This window comes from Mediterraneibacter hominis (genome assembly GCF_014287475.1).
In the GTDB taxonomy this organism is placed as follows: domain Bacteria; phylum Bacillota; class Clostridia; order Lachnospirales; family Lachnospiraceae; genus Mediterraneibacter; species Mediterraneibacter hominis.
The window spans coordinates 611,339-637,700 of record NZ_JACOPF010000002.1 but is presented as its reverse complement, the minus strand read 5'-3'; the positions used below and the strand labels follow the sequence as shown (position 1 = coordinate 637,700).

Annotated in this window: 24 protein-coding genes, 2 tRNA genes and 1 other RNA gene; 6 read left to right on the top strand and 21 right to left on the bottom strand. The window is 42.7% G+C overall.

All coding sequences use genetic code 11. The features are described from left to right. The first annotated feature begins 91 nt into the window (after nt 1–91). The gene (locus tag H8S37_RS12510) at nt 92–1,255 is read left to right on the top strand and encodes a tyrosine-type recombinase/integrase (protein WP_186876391.1); all 1,164 of its coding nucleotides are present in this window, start codon (nt 92–94) and stop codon (nt 1,253–1,255) included. Nucleotides 1,256–1,506: 251 nt separating this feature from the next. Further along, nucleotides 1,507–2,106 carry a GNAT family N-acetyltransferase gene (locus H8S37_RS12505; RefSeq protein ID WP_186876390.1) on the top strand — a complete coding sequence of 200 codons (600 nt, stop codon included), beginning with the start codon at nt 1,507–1,509 and terminating at the stop codon, nt 2,104–2,106. A 142-nt stretch (nt 2,107–2,248) separates the two neighbouring features. Here H8S37_RS12505 and H8S37_RS12500 read toward each other — a convergent pair. From H8S37_RS12500 to rbsK, 7 genes are all read right to left on the bottom strand, one after another. Beyond that, a tRNA-Gly gene (locus H8S37_RS12500) sits at nt 2,249–2,319 on the bottom strand. 26 nt (nt 2,320–2,345) lie between these two features. Next, a complete protein-coding gene (locus tag H8S37_RS12495) occupies nt 2,346–3,377 on the bottom strand; it encodes a LacI family DNA-binding transcriptional regulator (protein ID WP_186876389.1) in 1,032 nt (343 codons plus the stop codon). A 271-nt stretch (nt 3,378–3,648) separates the two neighbouring features. Further along, the gene (locus tag H8S37_RS12490; protein ID WP_186876388.1) at nt 3,649–4,623 is read right to left on the bottom strand and encodes an ABC transporter permease; all 975 of its coding nucleotides are present in this window, start codon (nt 4,621–4,623) and stop codon (nt 3,649–3,651) included. Nucleotides 4,624–4,633: 10 nt separating this feature from the next. Continuing rightward, entirely contained in the window at nt 4,634–6,142 is a 1,509-nt protein-coding gene (locus tag H8S37_RS12485) for a sugar ABC transporter ATP-binding protein (protein ID WP_186876387.1), read from the bottom strand. A 104-nt stretch (nt 6,143–6,246) separates the two neighbouring features. Next, nucleotides 6,247–7,311 carry a substrate-binding domain-containing protein gene (locus tag H8S37_RS12480; RefSeq protein WP_330605002.1) on the bottom strand — a complete coding sequence of 355 codons (1,065 nt, stop codon included), beginning with the start codon at nt 7,309–7,311 and terminating at the stop codon, nt 6,247–6,249. 62 nt (nt 7,312–7,373) lie between these two features. Beyond that, the gene (locus tag H8S37_RS12475; protein ID WP_186876386.1) at nt 7,374–7,817 is read right to left on the bottom strand and encodes an RbsD/FucU family protein; all 444 of its coding nucleotides are present in this window, start codon (nt 7,815–7,817) and stop codon (nt 7,374–7,376) included. Between the two features lie 29 nt (nt 7,818–7,846). Beyond that, on the bottom strand, nt 7,847–8,767 hold the full coding sequence (gene rbsK / locus H8S37_RS12470) for a ribokinase (protein ID WP_186876385.1): 921 nt from the start codon (nt 8,765–8,767) through the stop codon (nt 7,847–7,849). Between the two features lie 330 nt (nt 8,768–9,097). Between rbsK and deoC the strand changes: the two genes are divergently transcribed. Then, nucleotides 9,098–9,733 carry a deoxyribose-phosphate aldolase gene (deoC, locus tag H8S37_RS12465; protein ID WP_186876384.1) on the top strand — a complete coding sequence of 212 codons (636 nt, stop codon included), beginning with the start codon at nt 9,098–9,100 and terminating at the stop codon, nt 9,731–9,733. Between the two features lie 74 nt (nt 9,734–9,807). On the opposite strand, the gene H8S37_RS12460 is transcribed toward deoC, so the two are convergent. The 9 genes from H8S37_RS12460 to ssrA form a co-directional block, all read right to left on the bottom strand. Next, nucleotides 9,808–10,479, bottom strand: a complete 672-nt coding sequence (locus tag H8S37_RS12460; RefSeq protein WP_186876383.1) for a uracil-DNA glycosylase — start codon at nt 10,477–10,479, stop codon at nt 9,808–9,810. Between the two features lie 82 nt (nt 10,480–10,561). Beyond that, nucleotides 10,562–11,323 carry an imidazole glycerol phosphate synthase subunit HisF gene (gene hisF / locus H8S37_RS12455; protein WP_186876382.1) on the bottom strand — a complete coding sequence of 254 codons (762 nt, stop codon included), beginning with the start codon at nt 11,321–11,323 and terminating at the stop codon, nt 10,562–10,564. A gap of 15 nt (nt 11,324–11,338) precedes the next feature. Further along, nucleotides 11,339–11,944, bottom strand: a complete 606-nt coding sequence (hisH, locus tag H8S37_RS12450; RefSeq protein WP_186876381.1) for an imidazole glycerol phosphate synthase subunit HisH — start codon at nt 11,942–11,944, stop codon at nt 11,339–11,341. A 15-nt stretch (nt 11,945–11,959) separates the two neighbouring features. Then, the gene (locus H8S37_RS12445) at nt 11,960–13,552 is read right to left on the bottom strand and encodes a sensor histidine kinase (RefSeq protein ID WP_186876380.1); all 1,593 of its coding nucleotides are present in this window, start codon (nt 13,550–13,552) and stop codon (nt 11,960–11,962) included. Continuing rightward, complete coding sequence (locus H8S37_RS12440; RefSeq protein ID WP_186876379.1) at nt 13,549–14,229, bottom strand: response regulator transcription factor; 681 nt, start codon at nt 14,227–14,229, stop codon at nt 13,549–13,551. The genes H8S37_RS12445 and H8S37_RS12440 overlap by 4 nt, the downstream gene beginning before the upstream one ends. A gap of 21 nt (nt 14,230–14,250) precedes the next feature. After that, on the bottom strand, nt 14,251–17,625 hold the full coding sequence (locus tag H8S37_RS12435) for an FtsX-like permease family protein (protein WP_186876378.1): 3,375 nt from the start codon (nt 17,623–17,625) through the stop codon (nt 14,251–14,253). 9 nt (nt 17,626–17,634) lie between these two features. Next, nucleotides 17,635–18,339: an ABC transporter ATP-binding protein gene (locus H8S37_RS12430; protein WP_186876377.1), complete on the bottom strand. Its 705-nt coding sequence runs from the start codon at nt 18,337–18,339 to the stop codon at nt 17,635–17,637. A 421-nt stretch (nt 18,340–18,760) separates the two neighbouring features. Next, nucleotides 18,761–18,833: transfer RNA gene (locus H8S37_RS12425), tRNA-Ala, on the bottom strand. A gap of 2 nt (nt 18,834–18,835) precedes the next feature. Beyond that, nucleotides 18,836–19,180: a transfer-messenger RNA gene (gene ssrA / locus H8S37_RS12420) on the bottom strand. A 203-nt stretch (nt 19,181–19,383) separates the two neighbouring features. Between ssrA and H8S37_RS12415 the strand changes: the two genes are divergently transcribed. Both H8S37_RS12415 and H8S37_RS12410 read left to right on the top strand, forming a co-directional pair. Next, nucleotides 19,384–20,205, top strand: a complete 822-nt coding sequence (locus H8S37_RS12415; RefSeq protein ID WP_186876376.1) for a zinc dependent phospholipase C family protein — start codon at nt 19,384–19,386, stop codon at nt 20,203–20,205. 36 nt (nt 20,206–20,241) lie between these two features. Further along, nucleotides 20,242–21,492 carry an MFS transporter gene (locus H8S37_RS12410; RefSeq protein WP_186876375.1) on the top strand — a complete coding sequence of 417 codons (1,251 nt, stop codon included), beginning with the start codon at nt 20,242–20,244 and terminating at the stop codon, nt 21,490–21,492. Nucleotides 21,493–21,563: 71 nt separating this feature from the next. Here the strand turns inward: H8S37_RS12410 and H8S37_RS12405 are convergent, their stop codons facing one another. The 4 genes from H8S37_RS12405 to H8S37_RS12390 form a co-directional block, all read right to left on the bottom strand. Beyond that, nucleotides 21,564–22,343 (bottom strand): DUF3784 domain-containing protein, encoded by a 780-nt coding sequence (locus tag H8S37_RS12405; RefSeq protein ID WP_186876374.1) that lies wholly within the window; start codon nt 22,341–22,343, stop codon nt 21,564–21,566. A 280-nt stretch (nt 22,344–22,623) separates the two neighbouring features. Next, nucleotides 22,624–23,868 (bottom strand): MFS transporter, encoded by a 1,245-nt coding sequence (locus H8S37_RS12400; RefSeq protein WP_186876373.1) that lies wholly within the window; start codon nt 23,866–23,868, stop codon nt 22,624–22,626. 110 nt (nt 23,869–23,978) lie between these two features. Beyond that, nucleotides 23,979–24,641, bottom strand: a complete 663-nt coding sequence (locus tag H8S37_RS12395; RefSeq protein WP_186876372.1) for a TetR/AcrR family transcriptional regulator — start codon at nt 24,639–24,641, stop codon at nt 23,979–23,981. A 71-nt stretch (nt 24,642–24,712) separates the two neighbouring features. Beyond that, on the bottom strand, nt 24,713–25,144 hold the full coding sequence (locus tag H8S37_RS12390; protein ID WP_186876371.1) for a DUF5391 family protein: 432 nt from the start codon (nt 25,142–25,144) through the stop codon (nt 24,713–24,715). 234 nt (nt 25,145–25,378) lie between these two features. Here H8S37_RS12390 and H8S37_RS12385 point away from each other — a divergent pair, with 234 nt between their 5' ends. After that, a complete protein-coding gene (locus H8S37_RS12385; RefSeq protein WP_186876370.1) occupies nt 25,379–25,606 on the top strand; it encodes a hypothetical protein in 228 nt (75 codons plus the stop codon). 93 nt (nt 25,607–25,699) lie between these two features. On the opposite strand, the gene H8S37_RS12380 is transcribed toward H8S37_RS12385, so the two are convergent. After that, the gene (locus tag H8S37_RS12380; RefSeq protein ID WP_186876369.1) at nt 25,700–26,359 is read right to left on the bottom strand and encodes a V-type ATP synthase subunit D; all 660 of its coding nucleotides are present in this window, start codon (nt 26,357–26,359) and stop codon (nt 25,700–25,702) included. Nucleotides 26,360–26,362: the final 3 nt, after the last annotated feature.

The following is a 26,362-nucleotide window of genomic DNA, read 5'->3' as shown; positions in this document are numbered from 1 at the left end:
TGACAGGAATATTGTATCATCTTCGGTGCAGCTGCACAATACAGAACATTTGTGCGCTGTTATTTTTATATTCAGAAAGAAGGTGATAACTATGCCACGACGAAAGAAACATGAAAAACTGCCAAACGGTTACGGCCAGATACGCTTTCTTGGTAAAAAACGCAGGAATCCCTATGGAGTTTATCCACCAGCAATTGAGGAATATGACAACGGAAAGAAAAAGACACCTCCAGCTTTATGCTATGTATCCGGCTGGGATGTCGGACTGGCAGTCTTAGTCTCATATCATGCCGGAACATACACGCCGGGAGATGAAGTAATGATTGAGCAAAATATGCGGCCAGATTCTGGTATCAATGATGTTTTTTTCAAAAAACTGGTATCAGATTACAACAAAAAAATGTTTAATAGTGAACCTGATACAGATAAGCCGAAATTCTCGGAAGTATTTGAGAAATCTTATAAGCGCAAATTCGGCAAAGAATACGGCTACAAAGGTAGAAAGTCTTCTTCAGAAGCACGTGTAATATCAGGGTATAAGAATGTAGAGACGCTGCATAATAGAATATTTGAGGAATTAAAAGCTGATGATTTACAGGAGGCCCTGGACGCAACTCTAAAAACACATAAAAAGGCAACTGCTGAATCCGTTAAACTATTGTATAACCAAATGTATAAATACGCAGTGCCAAATAATATTGTATCAATGAACTATGCCGAATACGTTTCTGTCAACGCAAAGAATGACAGAGAAAAAGGCGTACCATTTAGTACAGAAGAATTAAAAATACTTTGGAAGAATAAGAATAATGATATTGTGGAAATGCTACTTATTATGTGTTATTCTGGATTCCGCATTGAAGCATATCGGACGCTTGAAGTGAATCTGAAAGAAGGATATTTCAAAGGCGGGGTTAAAAATGACTGCAGCAAAAACCGAATAGTACCCATTCATTCAGGAATTATGCCGCTTGTGAAAAAGCGGATAAATCGGGAAGGGGCGCTGCTGCCTACAACAAAAGGCACGTTCAGGAAAAAAATGTATGAAACACTTGGCGTAATAGGAATTGAAAAGCATACTCCCCATGATTGCCGACATACATTCTCTAAATTATGCGAACGCTTTGAGGTAAAAGAGAACGACAGGAAAAGGATGCTAGGGCATGCGTTTTCAGATATGACAAACAAGGTATATGGACATCGGGAGCTGGAAGACTTGAGACATGAAATTGAAAAGATACAAATAGAACAGTGATTTGTTGTAAACGTGTTGTAAACGGATACCATTTATTATGACTTTTTTTAATGTCATTTATTTAGATAGCACTTCATTGAAACCCGCATAGTTGGCGCATTTTACCCGTATTTATGTCAACCACGCGCCTTGATGAATTTTAAGCAATTCTTTTGAATTTCTTAAGATCGAAAATACTTTTTCCCGCTTCCTGGATTTGCTATAATGTTGTCTGGAACTGTTCATAATTTACATAGAAAAGGAGCCTGCCTATGACTATCCGATTTGTCCGTTTATCTGATACAGAAGATTTGCTGAAAATTTACGCCCAGTATATTGATACTCCTATCACATTCGAAGAGACCCTTCCTTCCATAGAAGAATTCCAAGAACGTATCCGGACGTTTTCTGCATTTTACCCTTATCTTGTCTGTGAGGAAGATAAGAAAATCATAGGATACGCCTATGCACACCGCCAGATGGAACGTGCCGCCTATCAGTGGAACGCAGAATTATCTATTTATCTGGATAAAAGTTATACTTCCAGAGGTTTAGGGAGAAAATTGTACCGGCTTTTAATCGCGCTGCTCCAAGAGCAGGGGATACATACTGTTTACAGCGGAATCACTGTTCCCAATGAAAAAAGTGAACGCCTGCACACTACTCTGGGCTTTTCCTGCCTTGGAACCTATCATAATACAGGATATAAATGCGGAAAATGGCGAGATGTGTCATGGTATGAAAAGGCGCTCCTCCCTTATGAAGGAACGCCTGCACCTGTTCTATCTATACAGGAAATACCCAAAGAAAAAAGAAAGCAGCTTATCCAAACTTTTTCTGCCAGAGAAAGAGATAAACAGCCACCGCTTTAGCTTTATAGAACAAAGTTTCCTTATTGCGGCGTGCGCATCCCCCAGAGGGTTTTATTGTATAGGAAACAAAGTTTCCTATACAATAAAAAACCCTGCATGATTACAGTGCTAAACTGCTATATCATGCAAGGAATCTCCGTAAAGCAGATGACGGGAATCGAACCCGCCTCCCCAGCTTGGGAAGCTGGTGTTCTACCGATGAACTACATCTGCACGGAAAATATTATAATACTTTCACATTAAAATTGCAAGTACTTTTCCGAACCGCGTTTTACAAGGTACGGATTGACTATATGCCTTCTGATTATATATCTGTCCGACCCTCTCTTTTCTTTGTCTTCATATCGCTTTTCCAAAATATGCATCGCCTCATATCCCATCTCATAGATAGGTCTTGCTACAGAAGTCAGATGAATGTCCGTATATTCCAGTTCTTTTATTTCATCAAAACAAACCATCGAAATGTCCCGCGTCAGCTTCATCCCCTTTTCCTGCATATATCTCAAGCAGCCTAGTGTTGTCATATTATTACAAGAAAAAACTGCGGTCGGAGGTTCCTTTTGTTCCATGAGCGCTTTCATTGCCCGATAAGCGCCTTCCTCTTTAAAACCGCCTCTGACAATATAATTCTCATTTATTTCGATGTTATGCTTTTTCAGCGCTCTTTTATAGCCTGCACAGCGGTCATGTCCTGGTTTTGATGTCTCCGGTCCGGTTATAACGCCGATTTTTTTGTGTCCTTCCTCAATCAGACACTCCACCGCCTCACAGGCACTTTCCTCATCATTTGAAAAAACGCCGTCAAATTTGCAGCCACGAATATCTCTGTCTACCAGTACAATGGGAATTCCCTGCTGTTCAAACCGCTTCAACCATTCTACTGTATTTTCATCCCTCTCAGATACCGGAGTAATAATCAGTCCCATCATCATTTCCGGCTTTAGATTTTCCAAGATTTTATGCTCCCTCTCTGTATTTTCATCGGTTCCAAACATAAAAACATTATAGTCTTTCTCAATCGCACAGTCTGAAATTCCATGGAGTATCTTACTAAAAAAGGGATTTTCAATATCAGGAGCCAGAAATGCAATGTTGCGCGACACTCCCACACTCAAAGATCTGGCCAGCAGGTTGGGTTTGTATGCCTTACCTTCTATCACCTGAAGTACTTTCTCCCTGGTACCCTTTTTTACATTGTCTCTATTATTTAATACTCTGGAAACCGTCGACGGCGAAACTCCCGCTTCTTTTGCTATATCATAGATATTCATGAAAACACCTTTCCTTCGCCCTATTTGGCAATTATTTAGCTTTTTACAAGATAGCAACAATTTGAGAATATGTCAACTATCATAAAGCGGTATTTTATTACTACATAGCCTCTTTTTACAAAGACACACGCATTCTTGTAAAGAGAGGGCCACTGATTACAAAATACAGAAAGATTTCGTCGAAAAAAACAGGCTGTATACACCTTAAAGTTTAACTCTCCCCCGTCTTTCGGAATACCGAAAAACGAGGGGTTATTTTTTCTAAACTGTTCTATCCTTTTTTCCTTGCCTTAAGCATATCCATTGTTACAGCCAAAATAATCAATACACCACTTGTAATCGACAGCACATGCGTATTTAATCCAAACTGCACTCCTGCATTATTAATTAACGTCATCAATATGGTACCCAAAATTGTCCCCGCTACTGCACCTCTTCCTCCTGTCAGTGATGCACCTCCGATGACAGCCGCCGCGATGGCATTCATTTCGTATCCTTCTCCGCCTGTCGGCAGTGCACTCTGTACACGTGCTGCAAGCATAATTCCGGCAATACCATACAGCAGACCTGCAAAAGCATATACAGTGTAAAACATACCGCGTACTTTGATACCACATAGCTTTGCTACCTCTACTCCGCTGCCTATTACATACAAGTTCCGTCCGAAGATAGTAAATTTAAGAACAAGAAAGATGATCACTGATACAATCACCCAGAAAATGGCAAGAACAGGTAAAATACCGCCGATATTTGTATTTCCCATATCCAGAAGCCTCTGATCCAGGCCGCTGACTGTAAGGGCACCGCTTATAATCTTTACAGTACCATATATGATTGTCTGTGTACCTAAGGTGGCAATCATAGCCGGAACCTGGAATTCATATACGATAATTCCATTTACCAGACCACAAATGACGGATACGACTACCGCTATAATCAGTGTCAGGAAAAAGTTTACATCTGTATCTCTCTGCAAGAGTGCAAGAACCATACAGGATAACCCTGTAATCGCGCCACAGCTTATATCAATGCCGCCTGTAATAATAATCATTGTCTGCGCTACTGCCAGTACACCGATGATCGCACATTGTTTCATCAGGTTTGTAATATTATATACTGTACAGAAATTGTCTGTCCCTACTGTGGCAACTATAAACAGCACCACTATAATAATGCCAAGCGTAAATTCCGTCTTTTGGAACACGCTGGTCAAAGAACTGTTTTTTCCTTTTTTTGCATGATTCATAATGACCCTCCTAACCTTCAATAGATGCCCGTTTCAGAACATCTTCTTCTCTTAAGCCTGCCAGTTCTTCCCCTGCAAATTCACCTGTTATCTTTCCTTGCGCCATAACAATCAACCGGTCAGACAGCCCCATAACTTCCGGCAGGTAAGACGAAATCAGAATAATTGATTTTCCTTGTGCTGTCAGTCCTTCCATAATTTTATAAATTTCTTCCTTTGCCCCCACATCCACGCCGACTGTAGGCTCATCAAAAATCAGGACATCCGGATCGCAGCACAGCAGTTTTGCAATAACGACCTTCTGTTGATTTCCTCCTGACAGGTTACCCACAAGCTGCATTACACTCGGTGTCTTGACATTTACACGTTTTGAATAATCCTCTGCCCTGTTGTTTTCCTCCTTCAGAGAAATCACGCCGCCTTTGCTTATCATTTCGTAGGAATTCATATTGATATTCGTCTTAATTGGAAGTTGAAGCGCGAGCCCGTCTGTCCGCCTGTCCTCTGTCAGAAAGCTGATTCCGTATTTCATAGCGTCGCTTGGATTTTTTATGTTCACTTTCTTCCCTTTTACATATACATCACCAGACAGCCTTTTTTCCACTCCGCACAGCGCACGCATAATTTCACTCCGGCCTGCTCCAACCAATCCGACAAATCCTAGGATCTCGCCTTTCTTCAAGCTGAAATTAATGTTTTTAAAATGTTTGCTGTCTGTAAAATTCTCAATTTTTAAGATTTCTTCTCCTGGAACCTGATGTTTGATATTATAAATATCTGACATTTCACGTCCTACCATCATGGCAATCAGAGAATCCTTCGTCACCTCTGAAATTGGTTTTGTATCCACATATGTACCATCTTTCAAAACTGTAACTGTATCGCAGATATCCATAACCTCTTCCAGACGATGAGAAATATAGATAATACTGACTCCTCTTTCTTTCAGTTCTGCTATAAACTTGAAAAGAATATCTACTTTTTCATTTTCCAGAAGTGCTGTAGGTTCATCAAAAATTACTACCCTGATGTCATCATTTACCGATATTTTGCTGATCGTCACCATCGCCTGCATAGCAATCGGAAGGGTTTTTATTTTCTCATTCGGATTTACGTTCATCTCAAATTTATCGATAATCTTCTGGCTGTCTTCCTGCATTTTCCTCCAGTCCACCATTCCTAGTTTTGTCTTAGGCTGTCTGCCCAGGAAGTAATTTTCAGCAATGCTTAAATCCAAGGCAATATTGACATGCTGATAATTGGCGAATACACCGTGACTCTGCGCTTCCAGCGCGTTGGCATTGACTATCCATTCTCCGTTATAGTTCATCGAAACCTTTCCCTCATCTGGTTTCTCGACTCCCATAATGCATTTGATGAGTGTGGATTTTCCCGCACCGTTTTCACCGCATAGAGCGTGAACTTCACCTTTTTTAATCTCAAAACTCACATTGTTCAACGCTGTGACGCCAGGATAAAATTTGCTTATGTGGTCGATCTTCATAATTGTCTCGCTCATAATTCCATCCTTTCTGATAACAACGGGAGGCAGCGGCAAATCTCACCAATTTCCTACAGCCTCCCTAGATTCATCAAACTACTATTCTGTTTCAAACACCTTTCTTATTTCTGAAGTCGTGTCGGGTCAAGCAGATCCTGCATTTCCTCTTCATTCATATTATCCTTTGTGATAACTACCGGCGGGCAGTTTACCTGCTTTTCACTTTCCGGATTTTCTCCATTAATCAGCGTCAAAATCGCATTTTCCATACATTTATATCCCTGTGCGTAAGCATCCTGCACAATAATCGCATCCAGATAACCACCCTCCAAAGCTGCTATCTCTGTATCATCAGAATCTACCGCAACATTTACGATCTTATCTGCAATTCCAGAACCTTGTACAGCAAGGCACACGCCGTCGCCTGTAATATTATTTCCGGAGTACATACCCATCAGTTTGTCTCCATATGTAGATATGATATTTTCAGCATTAGACTGTGCTGTTTCTACTACGTTTCCATTATAATATGTATCTGTCATTTCCAATCCCGGTGCGTTCTCTTCGATATATGCACGGAAACTGTCAACTCTGTGGTTCAGCGCTTCGTTTTCAACATTTGTATTCATCCCAAGAACACCTTCTTCTGTTGAAATGCCTTTTTCTGCTGCAATATCAAGGAATGCCTCTGCTGCCATCTCTCCAATTGTATCATTAGAGCAATAATAGAACTCATTGTAGGCTTCTTCATGGGCTCCATCGTCTCCCACGCCAAGGCCACAGTTTACAAAATTCAGCACGATTCCTGCATTTGTAGCCTCCTGTGCTTTTGGAACTGTCGCGTCAATCGCCAGGGTCGCTGTCACGATCGCATCTGGCTGCTTTGCAATACACTGCTCAAATGCCGTTACATATTCTTCTGTCTGACTTTCCTCTGCTGGTCCTACTGTTGAGAAATCAATCTTTACGCCATGTTCTTCTTCCATATCTTTCATGGCATTTTCAATTCCAATTCCTACATAAGTCCAGAACTGGGAAGCCGTAGAAGGAGTCAAATATACGATTGTATAAGTTTCTCCGTCTCCTCCTCCAGAAGCTTTGCCGGAATCTCCCCCTTTGCTGCACGCCGCAAGAGAAAGCACCATCGTTCCTGCCAATACTGCTGCTACCAACTTTTTCATTTTCATAAGTTTTCCTCCTTTTTTCTTTACTTAAATTGTCACCCGACAATAAGCATTTGAATTTCTTTTTACAAAACACCTTTCTGCATAATAAAGCATCCATACGGCTGTCTCTCACTGGTGCATACAGTTACATAGGCTCTTCCCGCTTTTTCATAAAATTTCGTTCTCTCAATTTCTCCTACCTGTTCTGCACTATATCCGTTCTTTTCTACAGCGCCAATCGCGTCATCCCATACCTTCGGTCTTTCCATTGTGATGCCCGCATCCTTGTCCGGCACCATATACTCTACCGGATGTTCACAATACTCTACATCCAGCGGCATAAGCTGCAAAATAGCTTCAATCATCTCTGGCGCCGTATTTCCTTTCGCCTGAATACTGATCCCGCCAGGAGTTTTTGTAACCGGCGGATAAAAGTCGTCTGCAATTACAATCAAATCACCGTGTCCCATGTCTGCAAGCGCTTTCAGCAGGTCAGATCCAATTCTAGTTGGAATACCTTTTAACATTTTACTTCCTCCTTTTTATATATGAATCTTTAATGTGTTTTTAAAAATTTTTCAACCTCTTCTAGTTTCGGCATAGACGGGGTTGTTCCCATTTTTTGTACAGAGAGCGCGGCGAGCCCGTTTGCAAACCGCACCGCCTCCCATATGTCTTTTCCTTCGGAAAGTGCTGCAAGTAGTCCTCCGTTAAATGCGTCTCCCGCCCCGGTCGTATCTACTGCCTCTACTTTAAATGCAGGAACAATTTCTTCTCTTCCATCTGATGAAACAAATACTCCCCTTGAGCCAAGCGTAATAATCACTTTTTGTACACCTTTTTTATAGAAGTATTCCGCCGCTTCATGTGCCGATTCAAGACTGTCTACATGTACTCCTGTCAGCTCTTCTGCTTCTACTTCATTTGGCGTAACCATATAGGCTTTTGATAGAAACTCATCACTGATTTTTGCATACGGAGCTGTATTAACAATCACTTTACATCCATACCGGTTTGCCATATCTGCAACCAACTCATTTGCATCCTGGTTTACTTCTAACTGAAGCAGGACATATTCGCTTTCTTTTATAACGTTTTCAATTTTTGCAACTTCCTCCGGCGTAATCGTGTTGCATGCGCCAGGTACAATGATAATTTCATTCTGACTTGTGTTCTCATCCACCAAGATCAATGCAATTCCCGTTTCTACATCATCTGAATAAAAGAGACTCTCTTTCGTCATCCCCAGTTCATCCATTGTACCAAGCGCCACATCCGCGAAACTGTCTTTTCCCAGTTTTGTTATCATCACAACATCTGCTCCTGCTTTGTGAGCAGCTACACACTGATTGAAACCTTTTCCTCCCGGCCCCATTTTAAAGACGGAACCTTTTACCGTCTCCCCTGGAACTGGAAGATGAGGACTTCGTGCCATCAAATCCACTACAAAACTGCCAAATACAACGACCTTGCTCATTTTGCACCCTCCCGTTTTTTTAATTTCTGTTCTGTTTCTATGAAACATTTTTGAAACCGCTTTCATTTTTATTAAGTCAACCATACCATTTAAACCCAATATAGTCAATCTAAAACTCAATATTATTCATCAAAACGTCAATTTTCATATAATTTTATATTATTTTTTGTATATTTTTACTATACCCCCCCCCAACAAAAAATAAAAGCGGTTTCAGTTGTTTTTCTGTTTTGTCTATGGTATAATAATCATAAATTAGGGCATCTGTCAGTACAGAACCAAAATACGTACCATTATCTAAATTTATTTATGGAATACAGGAGGAGAATAATGAATATTGCAAAGAAAATCGATCACACTATGTTAAAAGCAGATTCTACGAAAGAAACGATCATCCGTTATTGCCAGGAAGCTAAAGAGCATGGATTTGCGTCTGTCTGCGTAAATACCTGCCATGCTACACTTGTCGCTTCAGAGCTAAAGGGAACAGATGTCAAAACCTGCTGTGTTGTCGGCTTCCCTCTGGGCGCTATGATGACATCCGCAAAAGCTTTTGAGGCCTCAGAAGCTGTAAAAGCAGGCGCTTCTGAAATCGATATGGTTATCAATATCGGCGCTGTGAAAGATAAAGACTGGGATTTTGTAAGAGATGATATTAAAGCGGTAGTAGACGCCTCCAAACCGGCGATCGTCAAAGTCATAATTGAGACCTGCCTTTTGACAGAGGAGGAGAAAAGAAAAGCATGCCAGCTTTCCGAGGAAGCGGGAGCAGCTTTTGTCAAGACTTCCACTGGCTTTTCCACAGGTGGAGCAACCATAGAAGATATAAAACTGATGAAAGAAACAGTTGGGGATCGTTTACAGGTAAAGGCAAGCGGCGGTATCCGCACCCGCGCATTTACAGAAGAATTAATCGCAGCAGGGGCTGACAGAATCGGCGCCGGCAATGGAGTGATTCTGCTATAAAAATGAAAGATGCCATATAAAAAACTCCTTTGAGAAGAAAACTTTCATGCTATCCTTCTTCTCAAAGGAGTTTTTTAATCTTCTATCTGCCAGTCAATCGGTTCTATACCATGTTCTTCTAGAAAACGGTTTGTCTGACTAAATGGCCGGCTGCCAAAAAAGCCTCTGAATGCAGAAAGTGGGCTTGGATGTGCAGCCTCTAATATCAAGTGTTTCGGATTGCGCAGCATCCGTTTCTTTCTCTGTGCCGGAGAGCCCCACAGAATAAACACCATCGGTCGCTCCTGCCTGTTCAGTGCGAGAATTGCCGCGTCTGTAAATTCTTCCCAGCCAATCCCGCGATGGGAATTTGCCTGGTGCGCCCTTACAGTCAGCACTGTATTGAGCATCAGCACCCCCTGCTGGGCCCACTTTGTCAGGCAGCCATGATGCGGAATTGTACATCCCAGGTCATCATGCAGCTCCTGATAAATATTTTCCAGCGAAGGAGGAATTGCTACTCCTTTCTGCACTGAAAAGCATAGTCCATGCGCCTGTCCATAGTTATGATATGGATCCTGTCCAAGGATCACAACTTTCACATCGTGAAGCGGTGTGAGATGGAATGCATTGAATATGTCCTTTGCCGGCGGAAAAATCCTCTTTGTTTTATATTCCTGATTTACTGTTTCAAATAGTTTTTTATAATAGGGCTTTTTGAATTCTTCTTTCAGCGCTTCATACCAGTCGCCATTTAATCCTGCCATGCCGTTCTTGTTCCTCCCTTATATATTTTTCTGTTGTATAGCCTTATGAGATGATTCTATATAGAAGCCTGTCTTTTTTGCACTATAGACGGACAGAAACCCCTTCTTTTCTCAAATACTCTTTTACCTCCCGTATTTCAAGCTCCTTATAATGAAACAGCGAGGCTGCCAGCGCCGCATCTGCTTTTCCTTCTGTCAGAGCTTCTTTAAAGTGTTTAAGCTGCCCCGCGCCTCCAGAAGCAATCACCGGGATCGACACATGCTCCGCAATTGTACGCGTCAATTCTAAATCATATCCCGCCTTTGTTCCATCACAGTCCATGCTTGTAAGAAGTATCTCACCTGCTCCTAACGCCTCCACTTTCTGCGCCCATTCTACCGCATCTATACCTACATCAATCCTTCCGCCGTTTTTGTAGATATTCCAGCCGCTTCCGTCTGCTCTTTTCTTCGCGTCAATCGCGACCACCACACACTGACTGCCAAATTTTTCCGCGGCATCCTGTATCAGTTCCGGGGTCTGAATCGCAGAAGAATTGATCGAAATCTTGTCTGCCCCTTCCCTTAACAGAACGCGAAAATCCTCCACCGTGCGGATTCCTCCGCCCACTGTAAATGGAATGAACACGCACTGCGCCACTTTTCTTACCATATCTGCCACCGTCTGCCGTGCGTCAGACGATGCTGTAATATCCAAAAACACAAGTTCATCTGCCCCTGCTGTATCATAGGCCCTGGCAATCTCCACTGGATCTCCAGCATCTTTTAAATCTACAAAGTTTACTCCTTTTACAACTCTTCCTGCATGGACATCCAGACAGGGGATAATTCTTTTTGTAAACATAGCCTCCGCCTCCTGTTAAAGCTCCACAAAATTTTTCAGTATCCTCAAGCCTGCTTCACTGCTTTTCTCCGGATGAAACTGACACGCAAACAGACTGCCCTGTTCTACAGATGCGTCAATAGACACGCCATACTGCGCAGAAGCCTTCACAATCTTCTCATTTGCCGCTTTCAGATAATAGGAATGTACAAAATACACAAACGCACCTTCCTCTACTCCCTTAAAAAGCCTCCCTTCGTTTTTTAGACAAAGGGAATTCCACCCCATATGTGGAATTTTCAAACCTTCTTTCTGCGGAATCCGTAAAATTTTTCCTTCCAGGATACCAAGTCCTTCTACTCCCGGTGCTTCTTCACTGCTCTCAAACAGAACCTGCAGCCCCAGGCAGATACCCAGGAAAAAAGTCCCCCTGTCAACGACTTCCCGGATCACCTTGTCCAGTCCGCTCTGCCTTAGATTCTTCATTGCGTCTCCAAACGCGCCCACGCCGGGGAGAATCACTTTGTCCGCCTTTTCAATCTGTTCCTTCTCTCCTGTTACGATTACTTCTTGCCCTAAATGGATAAGCGCTTTCTCCACGCTCTTTATATTTCCTGCATCATAATCAATTATCGCAATCATGTTCCTCACACCTCACTAAAGCTCTTCGTATTTTACCTCATTTCCCTTTTCATGTAAAGCTTGGCCTTCCACAGCTCCATCTTTCTTCTCCTGTCCGTAATGTTCATTTTTAACGCAGTCTTCGCTCTTTATGCTTACGTCTGGTTCCAATTCAAACCAGAATTCCACTCCATTGTCAAAATTTTGTACTCCATATGCCTGATGGAAAGATTCCATGATCGCCTTTACAATCGACAGACCAATTCCGTTCCCTCCATACTCTCTTGTATGCGCCTTGTCCACTTTGTAAAACTTGTCCCACAGCTTTGAGACATCCTCCTTAGGAATCTGCTTTCCGCTGTTAAATACAGTGATCCTGACTGTATCCCGTTTTGGAAGCACACGGATTTCTATCCGTTTCTCATTTTCCACGTGATGAATCGCATTCGTCAGATAATTACGCACTACCTGCTCTGTTTTAAACTCATCTGCCCAAACATAGACAGAGGAATCTGCTACAAAGGATACCGACGCCTCTGCCTGCTGAATCAGGATATCACAGCTTGCTATTACTCCGCGTATCAGTCCCACTATATCAAACCGTTCAAACTCCAATTCATCAGATCCGAACTCTAACTGATTCAGCGTCAGAAGATTTTTCACCATCTGGTTCATCTTCCCTGCCTCGTCCATAATTACATCACAATAAAATTCACGACTTTCCGGATCGTCATTTACCCCCTCTTTCAGCCCCTCTGCATAGCCTTGAATAAGCGCAATAGGCGTCTTTAGCTCATGGGAGACATTTCCCAGAAATTCATTGCGCATATCTTCGATTTTTTCCTTCTGTTCAATGTCCTTTAATAGCTTATTGTTTGCGCTCTTTAATTCTGATACCGTCTTTTCGAGACGTTTCGACATGATATTGAAGCTCTCTCCCAGAACTCCGATTTCGTTACTCCCTCCACTTGTATATTTTGCATTAAAGTCCAGATTTGCCATCTTCCTTGACAGTTCTGCGAGCTCTAAAACCGGCTTTGTAATCTTTTTAGAGAAAAACCAGACTAAAATTCCTCCCAGCACAATTCCTGTAAGTCCCATATAAATCAGAAATTTATTTGCCAGACTCGCGCTTTCCCGGATACTTTCCAGGGGACTACGCATCGTAAAAAAAGAACCGTCTGAAAAATATCCCCACATCTCCAGATAATCCGTCTTGTTTGCCGTATCTGTCGCTTTTAAAATCTGATATGCATCTGTACTTTCCAGCACAATCCCGTCCCCTTGATTTTTATCAAAGAAATAGCCCAGCATTCTGCCAAACAGCAGCCCTCTTTCGTCCTTGATAGTAGAAAAGATAATATTTCCTCCTGCTGTATCCATTATAGAAATATCAATATTTGTCTTCTCTGACTGATTCAATACCTTATCTTTTACACTTTCAGATGTAAATTTTCCATCTGAAAGAGCCCTGTCAATCACCTCATAGGTATCCACCAGGTCTTTTTCCTTGTGCGCTACGTAATACTGCCCTAGAAATCCAGAATTGATTACAAACATTCCTGCCAGAATCAATACAATCAGTCCAATAAAAATAGCAGTAATCTGGCTCCTGATTGACCATTTCATTCTTCTACCTCAAATTTATAGCCCATTCCCCAAATCGTTTTGATATACTCTCCCTTATCTTTTAACTTACTGCGCAGTTTTTTTACATGCGTATCAATCGTCCGTGCATCTCCAAAATAATCATAATTCCATACATTGTTTAAAATCTTCTCACGTGACAGCGCAATTCCTTGATTTTCCATAAAATATGCAAGCAGCTCAAACTCCTTAAAGCTCAGCTCTGTCACCTGTCCGTCGAGCTTTACAATATGTGCTGCTTTGTCCACCACGATACCGCCGGCTTCGAGCAGCTCTCCCGCGGCGCTTCCCATCGTGCGCCTTAAAATAGCTCCCACACGGGCCACCAGAATCTTCGGACTAAAGGGCTTGGATATATATTCATCCACCCCTAATTCGAATCCCTGTAATTCATCCCGTTCCTCTGAACGTGCCGTCAGCATAATAATCGGTACCTTTGATTCTTCCCGAATCTCCCTGCATACCTGCCAGCCGTCCATTTTAGGCATCATAACATCCAGAATCACCAGTGCAATGTCTTTCTCCTCATAGAAAATATCCATTGCTTCTACGCCATCTCCTGCCTCCAGCACAATATACCCTTCTCTGACGAGAAAATCTTTTACCAGCTTGCGCATCCTGCTCTCATCATCTACAACCAAAATTTTTGCTCTTTCCATAATCTCACCATCTTTCTTATGTCATTCTACACTTTTTAACGATTCCACCATGTCAATTCTTCTCAGTTTAAAATACATAACACCGTTTACAAAGAAAGAAAATGCAAGTGTTATCAGAAAACTATAGATAAAACTGCTAATATTAATATTTCTTCCAAACATGACAGATTCAATTTCTACCGTTACAATGATGAACTGATGTAAAATGTTCCCCAGTATCATTCCGAATATACCGCCTATCACCGTCAGAATGATATTTTCACGATACACATAGGCACTGACTTCTTTGTCATAAAATCCAAGCACCTTCAGCGTCGCCAGTTCCCTCTTACGTTCTGTAATGTTGATATTATTCAGATTATACAGTACAACAAAGGCAAGCATTCCGGCGGAAATTACAAGTACAACAATCACAATATCCAGGCTTCCCAGCATATCGTCCAACTGACTCTCTATATCTGTTGTATAGCTGACACTCAAAGCGCCTGGATTTTCCAGTATTTCTTCTCCGATTCCCTGTGCCTGTTTTGTTGTTCCATCTTGTGTCTTAAAATATACTGCGTTATACTCCGGTTCTTTTCCATATAGCTTGGCATACAACTCTGAAGTCATATATAGATAGTGCCCCATGTAATTCTCACAGATGCTTTCTACTTTTACCGGAATCTCCCCTTTGACGTCATCTTGTATCTCTATTGTTTCGCCTGCTTCTACATCCAGTGTCTTAGCCATTTTTTCTGTCAAAATCACGCCGTCATTGTCCAAGCTGTATCTTTCCTTTGTCACCCGGTTTTCAAAAACCATCAGCTCGGAAAAATCTTCTGTATTTTCCGGCACATTTAAGTACACCTCTCCTTTATTCTCTCCGTTGTGTACTTTTACCTGTGTCAGAAGATTCTCTGCTGTCCTGTCCGTCCGGCTGTCTGCCTGGAGCGAATCATATACCTCCTGCTTTTCCCCGGCGTCCGCCTCCTCATTTAATATTACATTTCCATCATATAATTGTATTTTCTCATATTGCAGCACTCCAATATTAAAAATTGAATCCTGAAGCCCAAATCCCACAAGCAGAAGCGCCATCGAACCTCCGATACCAAATACAGTCATAAAAAACCTCTTTTTATATCGTACGAGATTACGCACCGTTGCTTTCCATATAAAGCTTAATCTTTTCCAGATAAACGTCAGCCTCTCCAGCAAAACTCGTTTTCCCTGCTTCGGCGCCGGCGGACGCATCAGCTCCGCCGCCTGCTCTCTTAATTCTTTGAAACAGGAAAAGAACGCAGCCCCCATCGTGCAGACCAAAGCTGCTGCCGAAGCCGCCGCTGCATAAGAAAGATTATAAGGAACCAGAACAATGTCCATATGCGTATACATAATTCCATAGGCTGTAATGATAATATACGGCAGTATCTTCTCTCCGATCAGCACACCCGCCGTACAGCCTCCGACCGTAGCCAGAAACGCATAGCCCAGATATTTCCCCGCGATTGAATGACGCTCATATCCAAGCGCCTTCAGTGTACCAATCAATGTCCTCTGTTCCTCTACCATGCGAGTCATAGTCGTCAGACTGACTAGCGCTGCAACCAGAAAAAACAAAACAGGGAAGACTTCCCCGATTGCCCGCATCCTGTCCGCATTGTCCCCATAACCGGAATAGTCTGTTATCGCATCATTCCTGTCATTGACATACCATTTCGCATGTTCAATCTTTCCAATCTCATCTTCTGCCTCCTGTATCTTCTTTTCTCCTTCTGTGAGCTGTTCTTCTGCCTCTGTTTTTCCCTGCTCATACTCACTTAGGCCCTCGATAAGCTCCTGCTCTTTTTCTGCAATTTCTTCCTGTGCGGCTGCCAGCTGTGCTTTTGCCTGACTAATCTGTGCCCAGCCGCTGTCAAGCTGCTCCTGTCCGGAGACGAGCTGTGCCTGCGCCTGATCGATCTGACTCTGTCCGGTGTCTAGTTGAGAAAGATACCCATTTACCTGCTCCAATGCCTGCTGTCGGTACTGCTCATGAAACTGTTCGGGAAAAGCAGCATCTAACTCTTCCTTTGCCTGTTCCTTTACCGTACTTCTAAAGGCATCACTATTTATCTGCGCAAGGGCTGCCTCCTGCACTGCGAGCTGTGTTTTTAATTCTTCCAGCTTTTCACCAGTATCTCCTGCTTCTTCTAATGCCTGAATCTCTTCTTTCAACTGAGTGATGACGCTCTCAATCCTTGCCGCCTGTGTATTTAATTCTGCGTCTGCCGCTTCGTATGCCTGCAATAATGCCGTATTATACCCTTGTTGGTAGGCTGCCTGATAGGTCTCGTCTTTTGTAATGTTTCCTGCCTCTAACGCAGTTTTTTGTGTCTCTAATGCTGCTTTCGCCGCGTCCAGCTCCGACTGTCTGGAGACAAGTTCTGCCTTTGCACTGTCAATTTCCCCTTGCTTTGCCGTCAGCTCACTTTCCGAAGCTGCAAGCTGATTCAAAGAATTCTCTATCTCCGCCTTTGCACTATCTATCTGACTTTGCCCGTCCTCCAGCTCTTGCTCTGCCTCCGCAAGCTGTTCTTCTGCTTCGGACTGTGCCTCTTCCAACTCTTCCTTCGCCTCTTCCAGTTGGGAATTCGCCTCATCTATCACCTCTTGATACCGAGCAGCTTCACGTCCTTCTTTTATCTCCTCCACACGGCTTGTCACTTCTCCCACCCGGTCATCATATGCGGAAGTAAACGCAGTCAATGCCTTTGCCCCTTCTACCGATGCATACAGTTCTGTATATACATCCATATCAAAGCTGTCTGCCGGTACACTGACAAATCCATCTACACTCCCTGTGCCAATGGTCGTGCTGCCTCTCTGAAAGGAAATATAACATGGACTGCTGACTGCACCTACAATTGTAAAAGTATCTGTCTGCAATGTATCTGTAATCGCATCCTCCGTCCCCGAACGGAATGTAATCTTATCTCCAATTTTATATTCACCGGCTTCCAGAAAATCCACATCTACCGCACACTCATCTGCTGCTTTCGGAAGCCGTCCTTCCTCCACCTGCACCTTGTTCATTGTCGGCAGGATAGAAGAGATATGTACAACGCTTTCATTTTCATTCCCTGTACAGAGCGCATCTGCCGAATACCCGCCCTCTACTGCTTCGATTCCCTCTACCTTTTCCAGTGCATGGACGTCGTCCTCTGTAAGCCCCAGTGTACTGACAACCTGGATATCCATCAGATTTTTCTCATCAAAATAAGCGTCTCCTGACACCCGCATATCCGGCTCCGCTGAACGGATACCCGAAAAAAACGCAACGCCAATCGCCACAATGAAAAAGATAGACAGAAAACGGCCCAAGCTGCGTCTGACTTCCATATAAAAATCTTTTCTCAATGCTTTTCTGTTCATCAAAACAACCTACCATTCAATTTCATCTATTGACACCGGATTTTCATTGATCTCCATTTTGGATACCCTGCCGTTTTTTATTTTAATCAACCGATCCGCCATTGGCGCTAAAGCAGAATTATGTGTGATGACAATCACTGTCATGCCGCGTTCCCGACACATATCCTGAAGAAGTTTTAAAATTGCTTTTCCTGTATTATAGTCCAATGCCCCTGTCGGCTCGTCACAGAGGAGGAGCTTTGGATTCTTTGCCAGTGCTCTTGCAATCGAGACACGCTGCTGCTCCCCTCCCGATAACTGGGCAGGAAAATTATCCATACGGTCGGTAAGCCCTACTTCCTCCAGAACCGTTCTCGCATCCAGGGGGTCTTTACAGATCTGCAGCGCCAATTCTACATTTTCCAGTGCAGTCAGATTCGGCACCAAATTATAAAACTGGAACACAAATCCAATGTCCTCCCTCCTGTACCCAGTCAACTGTCTTGCCGAATATTTTGTGATCTCTTCCCCATCCACAACAAGACTTCCAGATGTAGCCGTATCCATTCCGCCCAATATGTTGAGCACCGTTGTCTTTCCAGCGCCGCTTGGACCTACGATTACAACAAATTCTCCCTTATGGATCGAGAAGTCGATCCCGTCCACTGCACGGATCTCGACTTCTCCCATTTTATAAATCTTTGTGATATTATGTAATTTTACAAAGTTCTCCATATATGTATCTCCCCGACGTAAAAATATGACTGACTCTGTATCAATTATAGCATGTTCCCATAAAAATTTAATCAAATTCAATGTTATTTCACACTTTTTTAATCTCTTTCAACTCGGATGAATAACGCAGTCGGGATATATTTCTTTGTATCCCCCATTTCCTTTACCAACACTAAAAATAGAAAGAAAAAATTGTAACAGTTCAGCCATACAGATGTACACTTGCAAAAGCATGCAAGCATGTTTTATGCTTCCCGCACACTGTATGGCTGAACTGTTACAAAAAATTAATGCGGGATTCCAAAGCATACACAGCTCACACGCTGCATAAAAATCGAAATCCCGCATTAATCTTCGTCGGACAAGCCGGTCATCCTGTAGGGAGTAAATTACGGTATACCCTTTAGGTATGCGTTTGCAATGGAGTATACGGGATTCGAACCCGTGGCCTCAACAATGCGAATGTTGCGCGCTCCCAACTGCGCTAATACCCCTTATATGGACCTGGCGGGAATCGAACCCGCGTCCAAAAACCTATCCCATGTACTTCTACTATCATAGTTAGTTCTTTTTGATTCCCCCCGCTGTACGGAAACTAACATCCTTACAGTTTCGGTAGCTTCATCATACGCCTGCCGGCTCAAAGCTTTGCCGGCATCGTTTCTCACATAGTCGGTGCCAGTTCCCTAAAGTGTGAGTGCTTTAAGGCTGACATGCAGCAATTAGGCTGCAGCTAATTCGTAATTATCGTTAGCGTTTAATTTTAAATTCGTGATTTGACGCATCAACCTGCGGATAGCTTCTCCATCTTCAAGATCCCTGTCGAAACCAGTACAAGCCCTTGTTGATTTGATATACGAAATTCTTCTCCCAATCAGATATTCAAATTGAGAATATAAAGACCGTATACTATATAATATAAAATGATAAACTAAAATGTCAAGATTTACTTTTATTTTTCACAAACATAATACTTTTTTTACATTGATTATGTGATAATATATACCTATGATGTGAAAAAGATTTTACAAAAGGAGAAAAATTATGCCGACAACCTATGCACATTATAGATTTGGAAAAGAAGTCATCAGCGCGCTGCCGCGTCCTTTGCAGGGTGCCATAGAAAACCACAGAGAGCTTTTTGACATTGGACTTCATGGGCCTGACATCCTGTTTTATTATAAAGCTCTTATGAAAAATCCAGTCAGCGAACAAGGATATGACCTGCATGAAAAAATGGCGGATGTATTTTTTAACCAGGCGGCAGAAATCATAAAAACAGCCGCAGAACCTGCTGCAGCCAGAGCCTATATCTATGGCTTTATCTGCCATTTTGCTTTGGATAGTGAATGTCATCCTTATATCGAAAAAATGATACAGTCAAGTGGGATTACTCACTCGGAAATTGAGATGGAATTTGACAGGCTTCTTCTGTGTGAAGACTATATCAATCCGGTGAAGTATCTCACTGTACGTCATATCCACCCTACGGAAGCAAATGCCGAAATCATAGCGCCTTTCTTCGAGGGACTCTCTTCGGATACAATAAAAAAAGCTTTAAAATCTATGATTTTTTATCACAAAGTGCTGCTTGCTCCAAATCCGAAAAAACGCTGGTTTCTCTTTGGAGCCATGAAGCTGGCAAAAAAATATGATACCATGCATGGAATGGTGATGAGTGAAGCGCCAAATTCTGCCTGTGAAAATTACTGCCAGCTTCTAAGGCGGCTATATGCAGGGGCAGTACCTCTTGCCGCAGGACTGATTATCCAGTATCAAAGGATGCTGTTTGAACAAAAAGAGCTTCCACAGCGTTTCCACAGAACATTTGGAGCCGGAGAAAACTGGGGGACTCTTCCCTTATAGGAAGATAGAATATTTCGCCAAAAGAGAGGAATGAGTATGAAATTTAAACTGACGAAAATGGAGAAAAACTGGGTACTTTACGATGTAGGAAACTCAGCGTTTACAATGATGGTATCTACCATCTTTCCCATCTACTTTAATACACTTGCCGGAAATGCCGGAATTTCAGATGTAGACTATCTCGCCTACTGGGGATATGCAGTCTCTGTCAGCACCCTGCTGGTAGCGCTTATCGGCCCTACACTGGGAGCCGTCGCTGACGTCAAGAATTTTAAAAAGAAAATCTTTGGAATTGTTATGGCTGTAGGAATCGCCGGATGTATTCTTCTGGGCTTTCTCTCTTCCTGGTTCTGGTTCCTGGTTGTCTTTATCCTTGCAAAGACTGGATATTCTGCAAGTCTCGTATTTTATGACGCAATGCTTCCCGATATAACAGAACCAGAGCGAATGGACCGGGTTTCTTCTCATGGCTACGCCTGGGGCTATATCGGAAGCTGTATCCCCTTTGCCATAAGCCTTCTTATCGTCCTGTTCGGGGGAAATATAGGCTTAAACGCACAGCAGTCCATGATTATCGCCTTTTTGATTACTGCCGTCTGGTGGGGCGGCTCTGCTCTCCCTCTGATAAAAACTTACAGACAACGATATTATGTACAGATGGGGAGCCATGTAATAAGAGACAGCTTCCGCCGTCTGGGGCATACCTTTCGGGAACTGGTAAAAGAAAAACATATTTTTCTCTTTCTGCTGGCATTCTTCTTTTATATTGACGGAGTCTATACAGTCATCGATATGGCGACGGCCTATGGACAGGCTTTAGGACTGGACAGCAATGGGCTTCTTGTCGCCCTGCTCGTGACACAAATTGTTGCATTTCCATCCGTACTGATTTTTGGAAGGCTGGTAAAGAAAATATCCCCCGATAAGATAATTACTGTCTGTATCGCCGCGTATTTTTGTATTGCCATCTATGCCTACTGGCTGGACACACAGTTAGATTTCTGGATTCTCGCCGTTTTAGTAGGAATGTTCCAGGGTACAATACAGGCTTTATCCCGCTCCTATTTTGCCAAAATTATTCCAGCTGAAAAATCCGGAGAATATTTCGGAATCTATGACATCTGCGGAAAAGGCGCCTCGATTATCGGAACTGCGTTTGTCTCTTTCTTAAGCCAGATTACCGGCAGTGTCAATATGGGAGTCAGTGCGTTATCCGTTATGTTTTTCATTGGACTGCTCTTATTTTTAAAAGCGGCAAAATTAAATGCAGCCCGAAATTTGGACTAAAAAATTTTACATAAAGGGAACATGCTTTGCACATTCCCGCACCAAAGCACAGCTATGAAAGACGGCGTACCTTACCGGTACACCGCCGTCTTTATCTTTTCGTACAGTTCTTTTGTCTTTTCTTTCGTATCGCAATTTACTACAACCATCTTGTCTGCTGTTTCCATGACAACATAACTGTCACACCCTGTATATGCATACAGCTTATAGGAGCCAAATTCACTATTTTTAAAGTTCCCTTCTGCCAGCTTAAAGCTGCCAAATCCGCCTGTTCTTTTCCCTGTGTCCAAGTCCTCTGTGTAAGAAACGGAAAGAATATCTCCTGCCTCTACTGTATAATCGCTCCAGTAGGAGCCTGTAATGTCGATCTGTTCCCTCGTCACTGAAATCTCTATATCTCCTGTAACCAAGAGCACTCCCACAAATACACAAATCACAGCTGTAAAAATAACGGAGCCTCTTATCCCCCACTTTCTCTGTGTTTTTCCAGACTTCTCTTCTTGCAGGATATCTTCCTGGCTTTCCTTCCTTTCTGAAGCATCTTCTCTGACTTTGCACACAGTATTACACAGAATCAGAAGAACCACAGCAGTTACAAGCGTTATGGCAAGAAAAACGTTCGGCATCCAGGCAGGCATATTTTCTCCCATAGCCAACGTACAAAATATAGTCGACGTAACAACTGCCATCCCTGCTCCCACCACACGGCACAGCTTTTTGCGATCATACCGCTTCTTCTCCTCCGAACTTGCGGTATTGTACCCGGCAATCAAAAACGCGCCTTTTCCAGAAAGAAATACGACTGTTAAAATGAGAAATAAAACAGCAATTCCCCACTCTATCCACCTCATATATCTATCCCTCCAATCCTTTGGACTGTCTTTCCATGACTTCCACTTATCAGACAAAAAGCCTATGTCAGTAAATAGATACATTTATTATATCACTCCTGCGGTCTGTCTGCATTACTCTTTCAGTTTCTGCGAATATTTCCGTAACAGTTCAGCCATACAGTGTGCGGGAAGCATAAAACATGCCTGCATGTTTTTGCGAGCGTACATCTGTATGAGCTTAAGCGCCCATCAATGAGTAAAACGGCGGCGGCAGCCACGATAAGCACACAGTGCGGTTTTACGAATGGCGCGGGCTGAACTGTTTCGCATAATATGCGATTCCCGCTGAAACCACCGCCGCTGTTCCAAAGATAATATATACCATTTCCTTCAGCCATTCAAAAAGTAAGCCGTACACTACCTGTCCTAAAGGCTGTGCACAGGTTGAAACCGCAATCATCCAGGCAATGACTTTCCCTATCATCTCGTCTGGCACTGTCATCTGGATATAAGACATGATCTGAATGACATACAGAGATGAAGCCGCCATAATTCCCATTCCCGCCGCCGCTATCATTCCATATGCTCCATAAGGCATGCCAGATAAACATACCGCCGCCCCCATAGGAATCAGCAGTCCTGCACAGCCCAAAAGAATTTTCCAGCTGCTTTGAAGCTTCAATTTTTTACTGCATATGCCTGCTGCCATTCCTCCGGCAAGTCCTCCGACCGCCAGAATCCCCTGCAAAAATCCATACATTTTAGACGCCGTATTCTCTGTAAAGTTTAGTACCTGCATAACCACTACAGGAAGCCCGATAATGAGAAGAGCCGACAAGACCATATTTACTCCCGCACAACAGATTGTCAGCTTCCCTATTTCCGGTTTTTCCTTTGTAATATAACGGATGCCTCCTCTCATATCTTCGATTGTTTCTCTTAACAACGACCGTCTTCTTCTCTTCCTGGCAAATGGTATTCGTATAAATATTTCCATCACCGCAGACAGAAAGAAGCAGACAGCCGCAGCCGCCATTACCGGGAGAATTCCCCATTTCGCATAGGCTATTCCTCCAAGCGCCGGCCCAAGCATGCCTGACAAGGAGGACACCATATTTATCGCCGCATTCGCCGGCATTATTTTCTCTCTGTCTACCAGTAGCGGAACGCTCGCCTGCACAGAGGGCTGATAAGCGCCGGATATTCCATACAGCAAAAATAAAGTAACCAGAATCAGACCGACCAGACTAATCTTCCCATAAGCCGCCAGAAACAACAGTACAAGCCCGCAGGTAAAGAAATCTAAAAAAACCATAATGTTTCGTTTGTTGATTCTGTCTGCGATAATTCCTCCAAGCGGAGCCATCACTGCCAGCGGAAGAAAGGCAAGTCCGGATACAATGCCAAGCGCCGCCGCTGAGCCCGTAACATCTAAAAGATGAAGCGGAAGGGCAAATCGCATCACCGCATTTCCAAATAAGGAAATAATCTGCCCTGCTACGACCAGACAAAAGTCTCTTGAAAATCCTTTATTATTCTCCATTCGTATTTCCTCCTTTAATTTTAATACCAACCGTCGGTATGTATTTTTATAAAAAGAAAGTCCGTCAGCGGACTTCCTATCGTGTAAACTCTTTTACATGACATACGCACCTATTCCTTCTGAGTTTTCTGATAAATATCGGCAAATTCCTCCAAACGGGAAATCATACTGTCCGATACAATATTATCTAAATTCAGAAGCTTCAAAAGATGTTGGTAAAATTTTGCTTTCCCGATCATCTCCTGCGGGGAACATCCGTATATCATGGGATTCATCCAGACATTTCCTAAAAGCATAAGAACCTCCGCAGTCTCCTTTGGATACTCCAGAGAGACAGAACCGTCTGCAACCCCTTCTTCTAATAATTCTGTAAAAAACTGCGCCGCTTCTTTCTGCACCACTTCTTTTAGAAAAATTACTAAAAGCTGCGGATTTTTCATCATATCCGGCGCGGCAGAAAACATATTTTTCTGTTCCATTGCAAAGATTGAGATACGAAATACCTCTTCTAGCTTCTGCCGTCCATTTAGATCCTTTCTCTCCCGTATTTTATACATCTGGGCGCTGGAATTTGAATACAGCTTTTCTGCCACTGCCATCATAATCTCTTCTTTCGATTTGAAATGATGATAAATTGCGCCTTTGCTTAATCCACCGAGATGCTCGATAATATCCTGGATCGAGGTGTGTTCGTATCCATTTTCAATAAACAGTTTAGAAGCTGTATCTATGATCAGATTCTTTGTCTCCTCTGGATATTTATTTCTTGCCATACTTCCTCCTCATCAAAATACATACTAACGGTATGTTTATTATACATACCAACAGTATGTATTGTCAAGCGTTAATTCCGTTTCTTTCCAAAGCAGGCAATAAACCACCCTACATTTACTGCCAGTGCGCACAGTGACAGGATGCTCATAATAAGCAGACTCACATAAAACACTTCTTCTCTCACCAGGTACCAATACCAGGCCCCTGCTCCTATGATACAGATCACTGGAACCGGGATCATCCAGAATCCCACTACTCCTGCCAGTACATACCGCATAGATTTTATCCCTAAAATATATAAACTTACAGGAATCACATACATACTGCCGACCCATGCCAGATTGTACCACATTCCCGTACTTAAAAACCGGGTTCCGTTTCCTCTACGCGCAAGAGGGGTCAAAGTAACTTCAACCAACAGGACTGTCAATACAGCCAAACTGGCAATTGTCCACGCAATCACCCGCCTTTTCATAGATTTATCTGTTTTCGTCTGCTCCATATACTCAAAACCTCCTTCTATATTCTACTATGGTACCGTTTTTAACATACCGTACCAATAGCTTTTATACCTTATCGGGCGAAGCCCGCTATCCCGCAGGGAGTAAGTTACGGTGCGTCCTTTAGGGTATGGTTTTCAGTATATATTTTTTTCTTCCCATATACATTATCTTGTCATTTCATTACATCCTGTTTGTCATAACTGGATGTTTACAACATTGCAGGCAGATCATGTATGAACTATTTTGCACGGTTTGAGCAAACCTATTCCGGTTATTTTATATCAATAAATAAAATTTATATCGGTAACATGTTAAAAGCAGTTCCTACAGGATATTTCAGCCAAAAAAGCCTGGCTATTGCGCTTGTAAAGCTTTTGACTGCGTTTGTCAATGTAAGTATATTTCTATCCTTCTCTTTGACTAGTGAATCGTCCAGAAAGGTACACATTCTTTTTATATAACAATCCTCCTGTACTCACGCGGCATAACAGGGGCATACCCATAAATAGAAGAAGTGAACCGTTTCTTTTCAGAATTGGTTCACTTCTTCTATTTCACGCCTTCTCGCTATAATGATGTGCTTCTTCCAACATCATATCTTTTACTTTCATCAGACGAATCTGCGTACTTCTTTCATTTTCGTCCAGCTTCATTGTAATATATTTGATATTTTTCTCTGTTTCCGGAATAATGACATGTTCCAGCGCATTTACCCGCCTTCTTGTCTTTTCAATCTCCGCCGCCATCAGCTGGCATGCTTTCTCGCACTCTGCAAGCCGTATCATATCCGGCAGAATATCAGCCAGAGATTTCACTGCTCCGTCCAGGTCGCTGGATGTAAAAGCAAACCCATAGGAATAAATATCATTCTCGTCCGCCGTCCTTGTCTGATACGTAAAGGTCGGAATATTTACACTCATTACATTCTTTTCGCCAGGCGAAAGATTGATTTCCTGTTTCGGCGCCATCAGCGCCGTATGAAGCGCTGCTTCCGACATACCGGCTTTTGCGATAACGAAATTCTTATTCGCAGACAGGATGCCTGCCTCTACCTTTTTACGGACTTCCATATTCTCCCGGACTAAATCCAGATACTGACGCATAAGCTCATCCCGTTTATCTTTTAAAAGTTTATGTCCCCGGATTGCGGTTATCCGTTTCTTTTTCAGTCTTGTCAATTCCATACGGGTAGGATTTACCTGTGTTGATGCCAACTT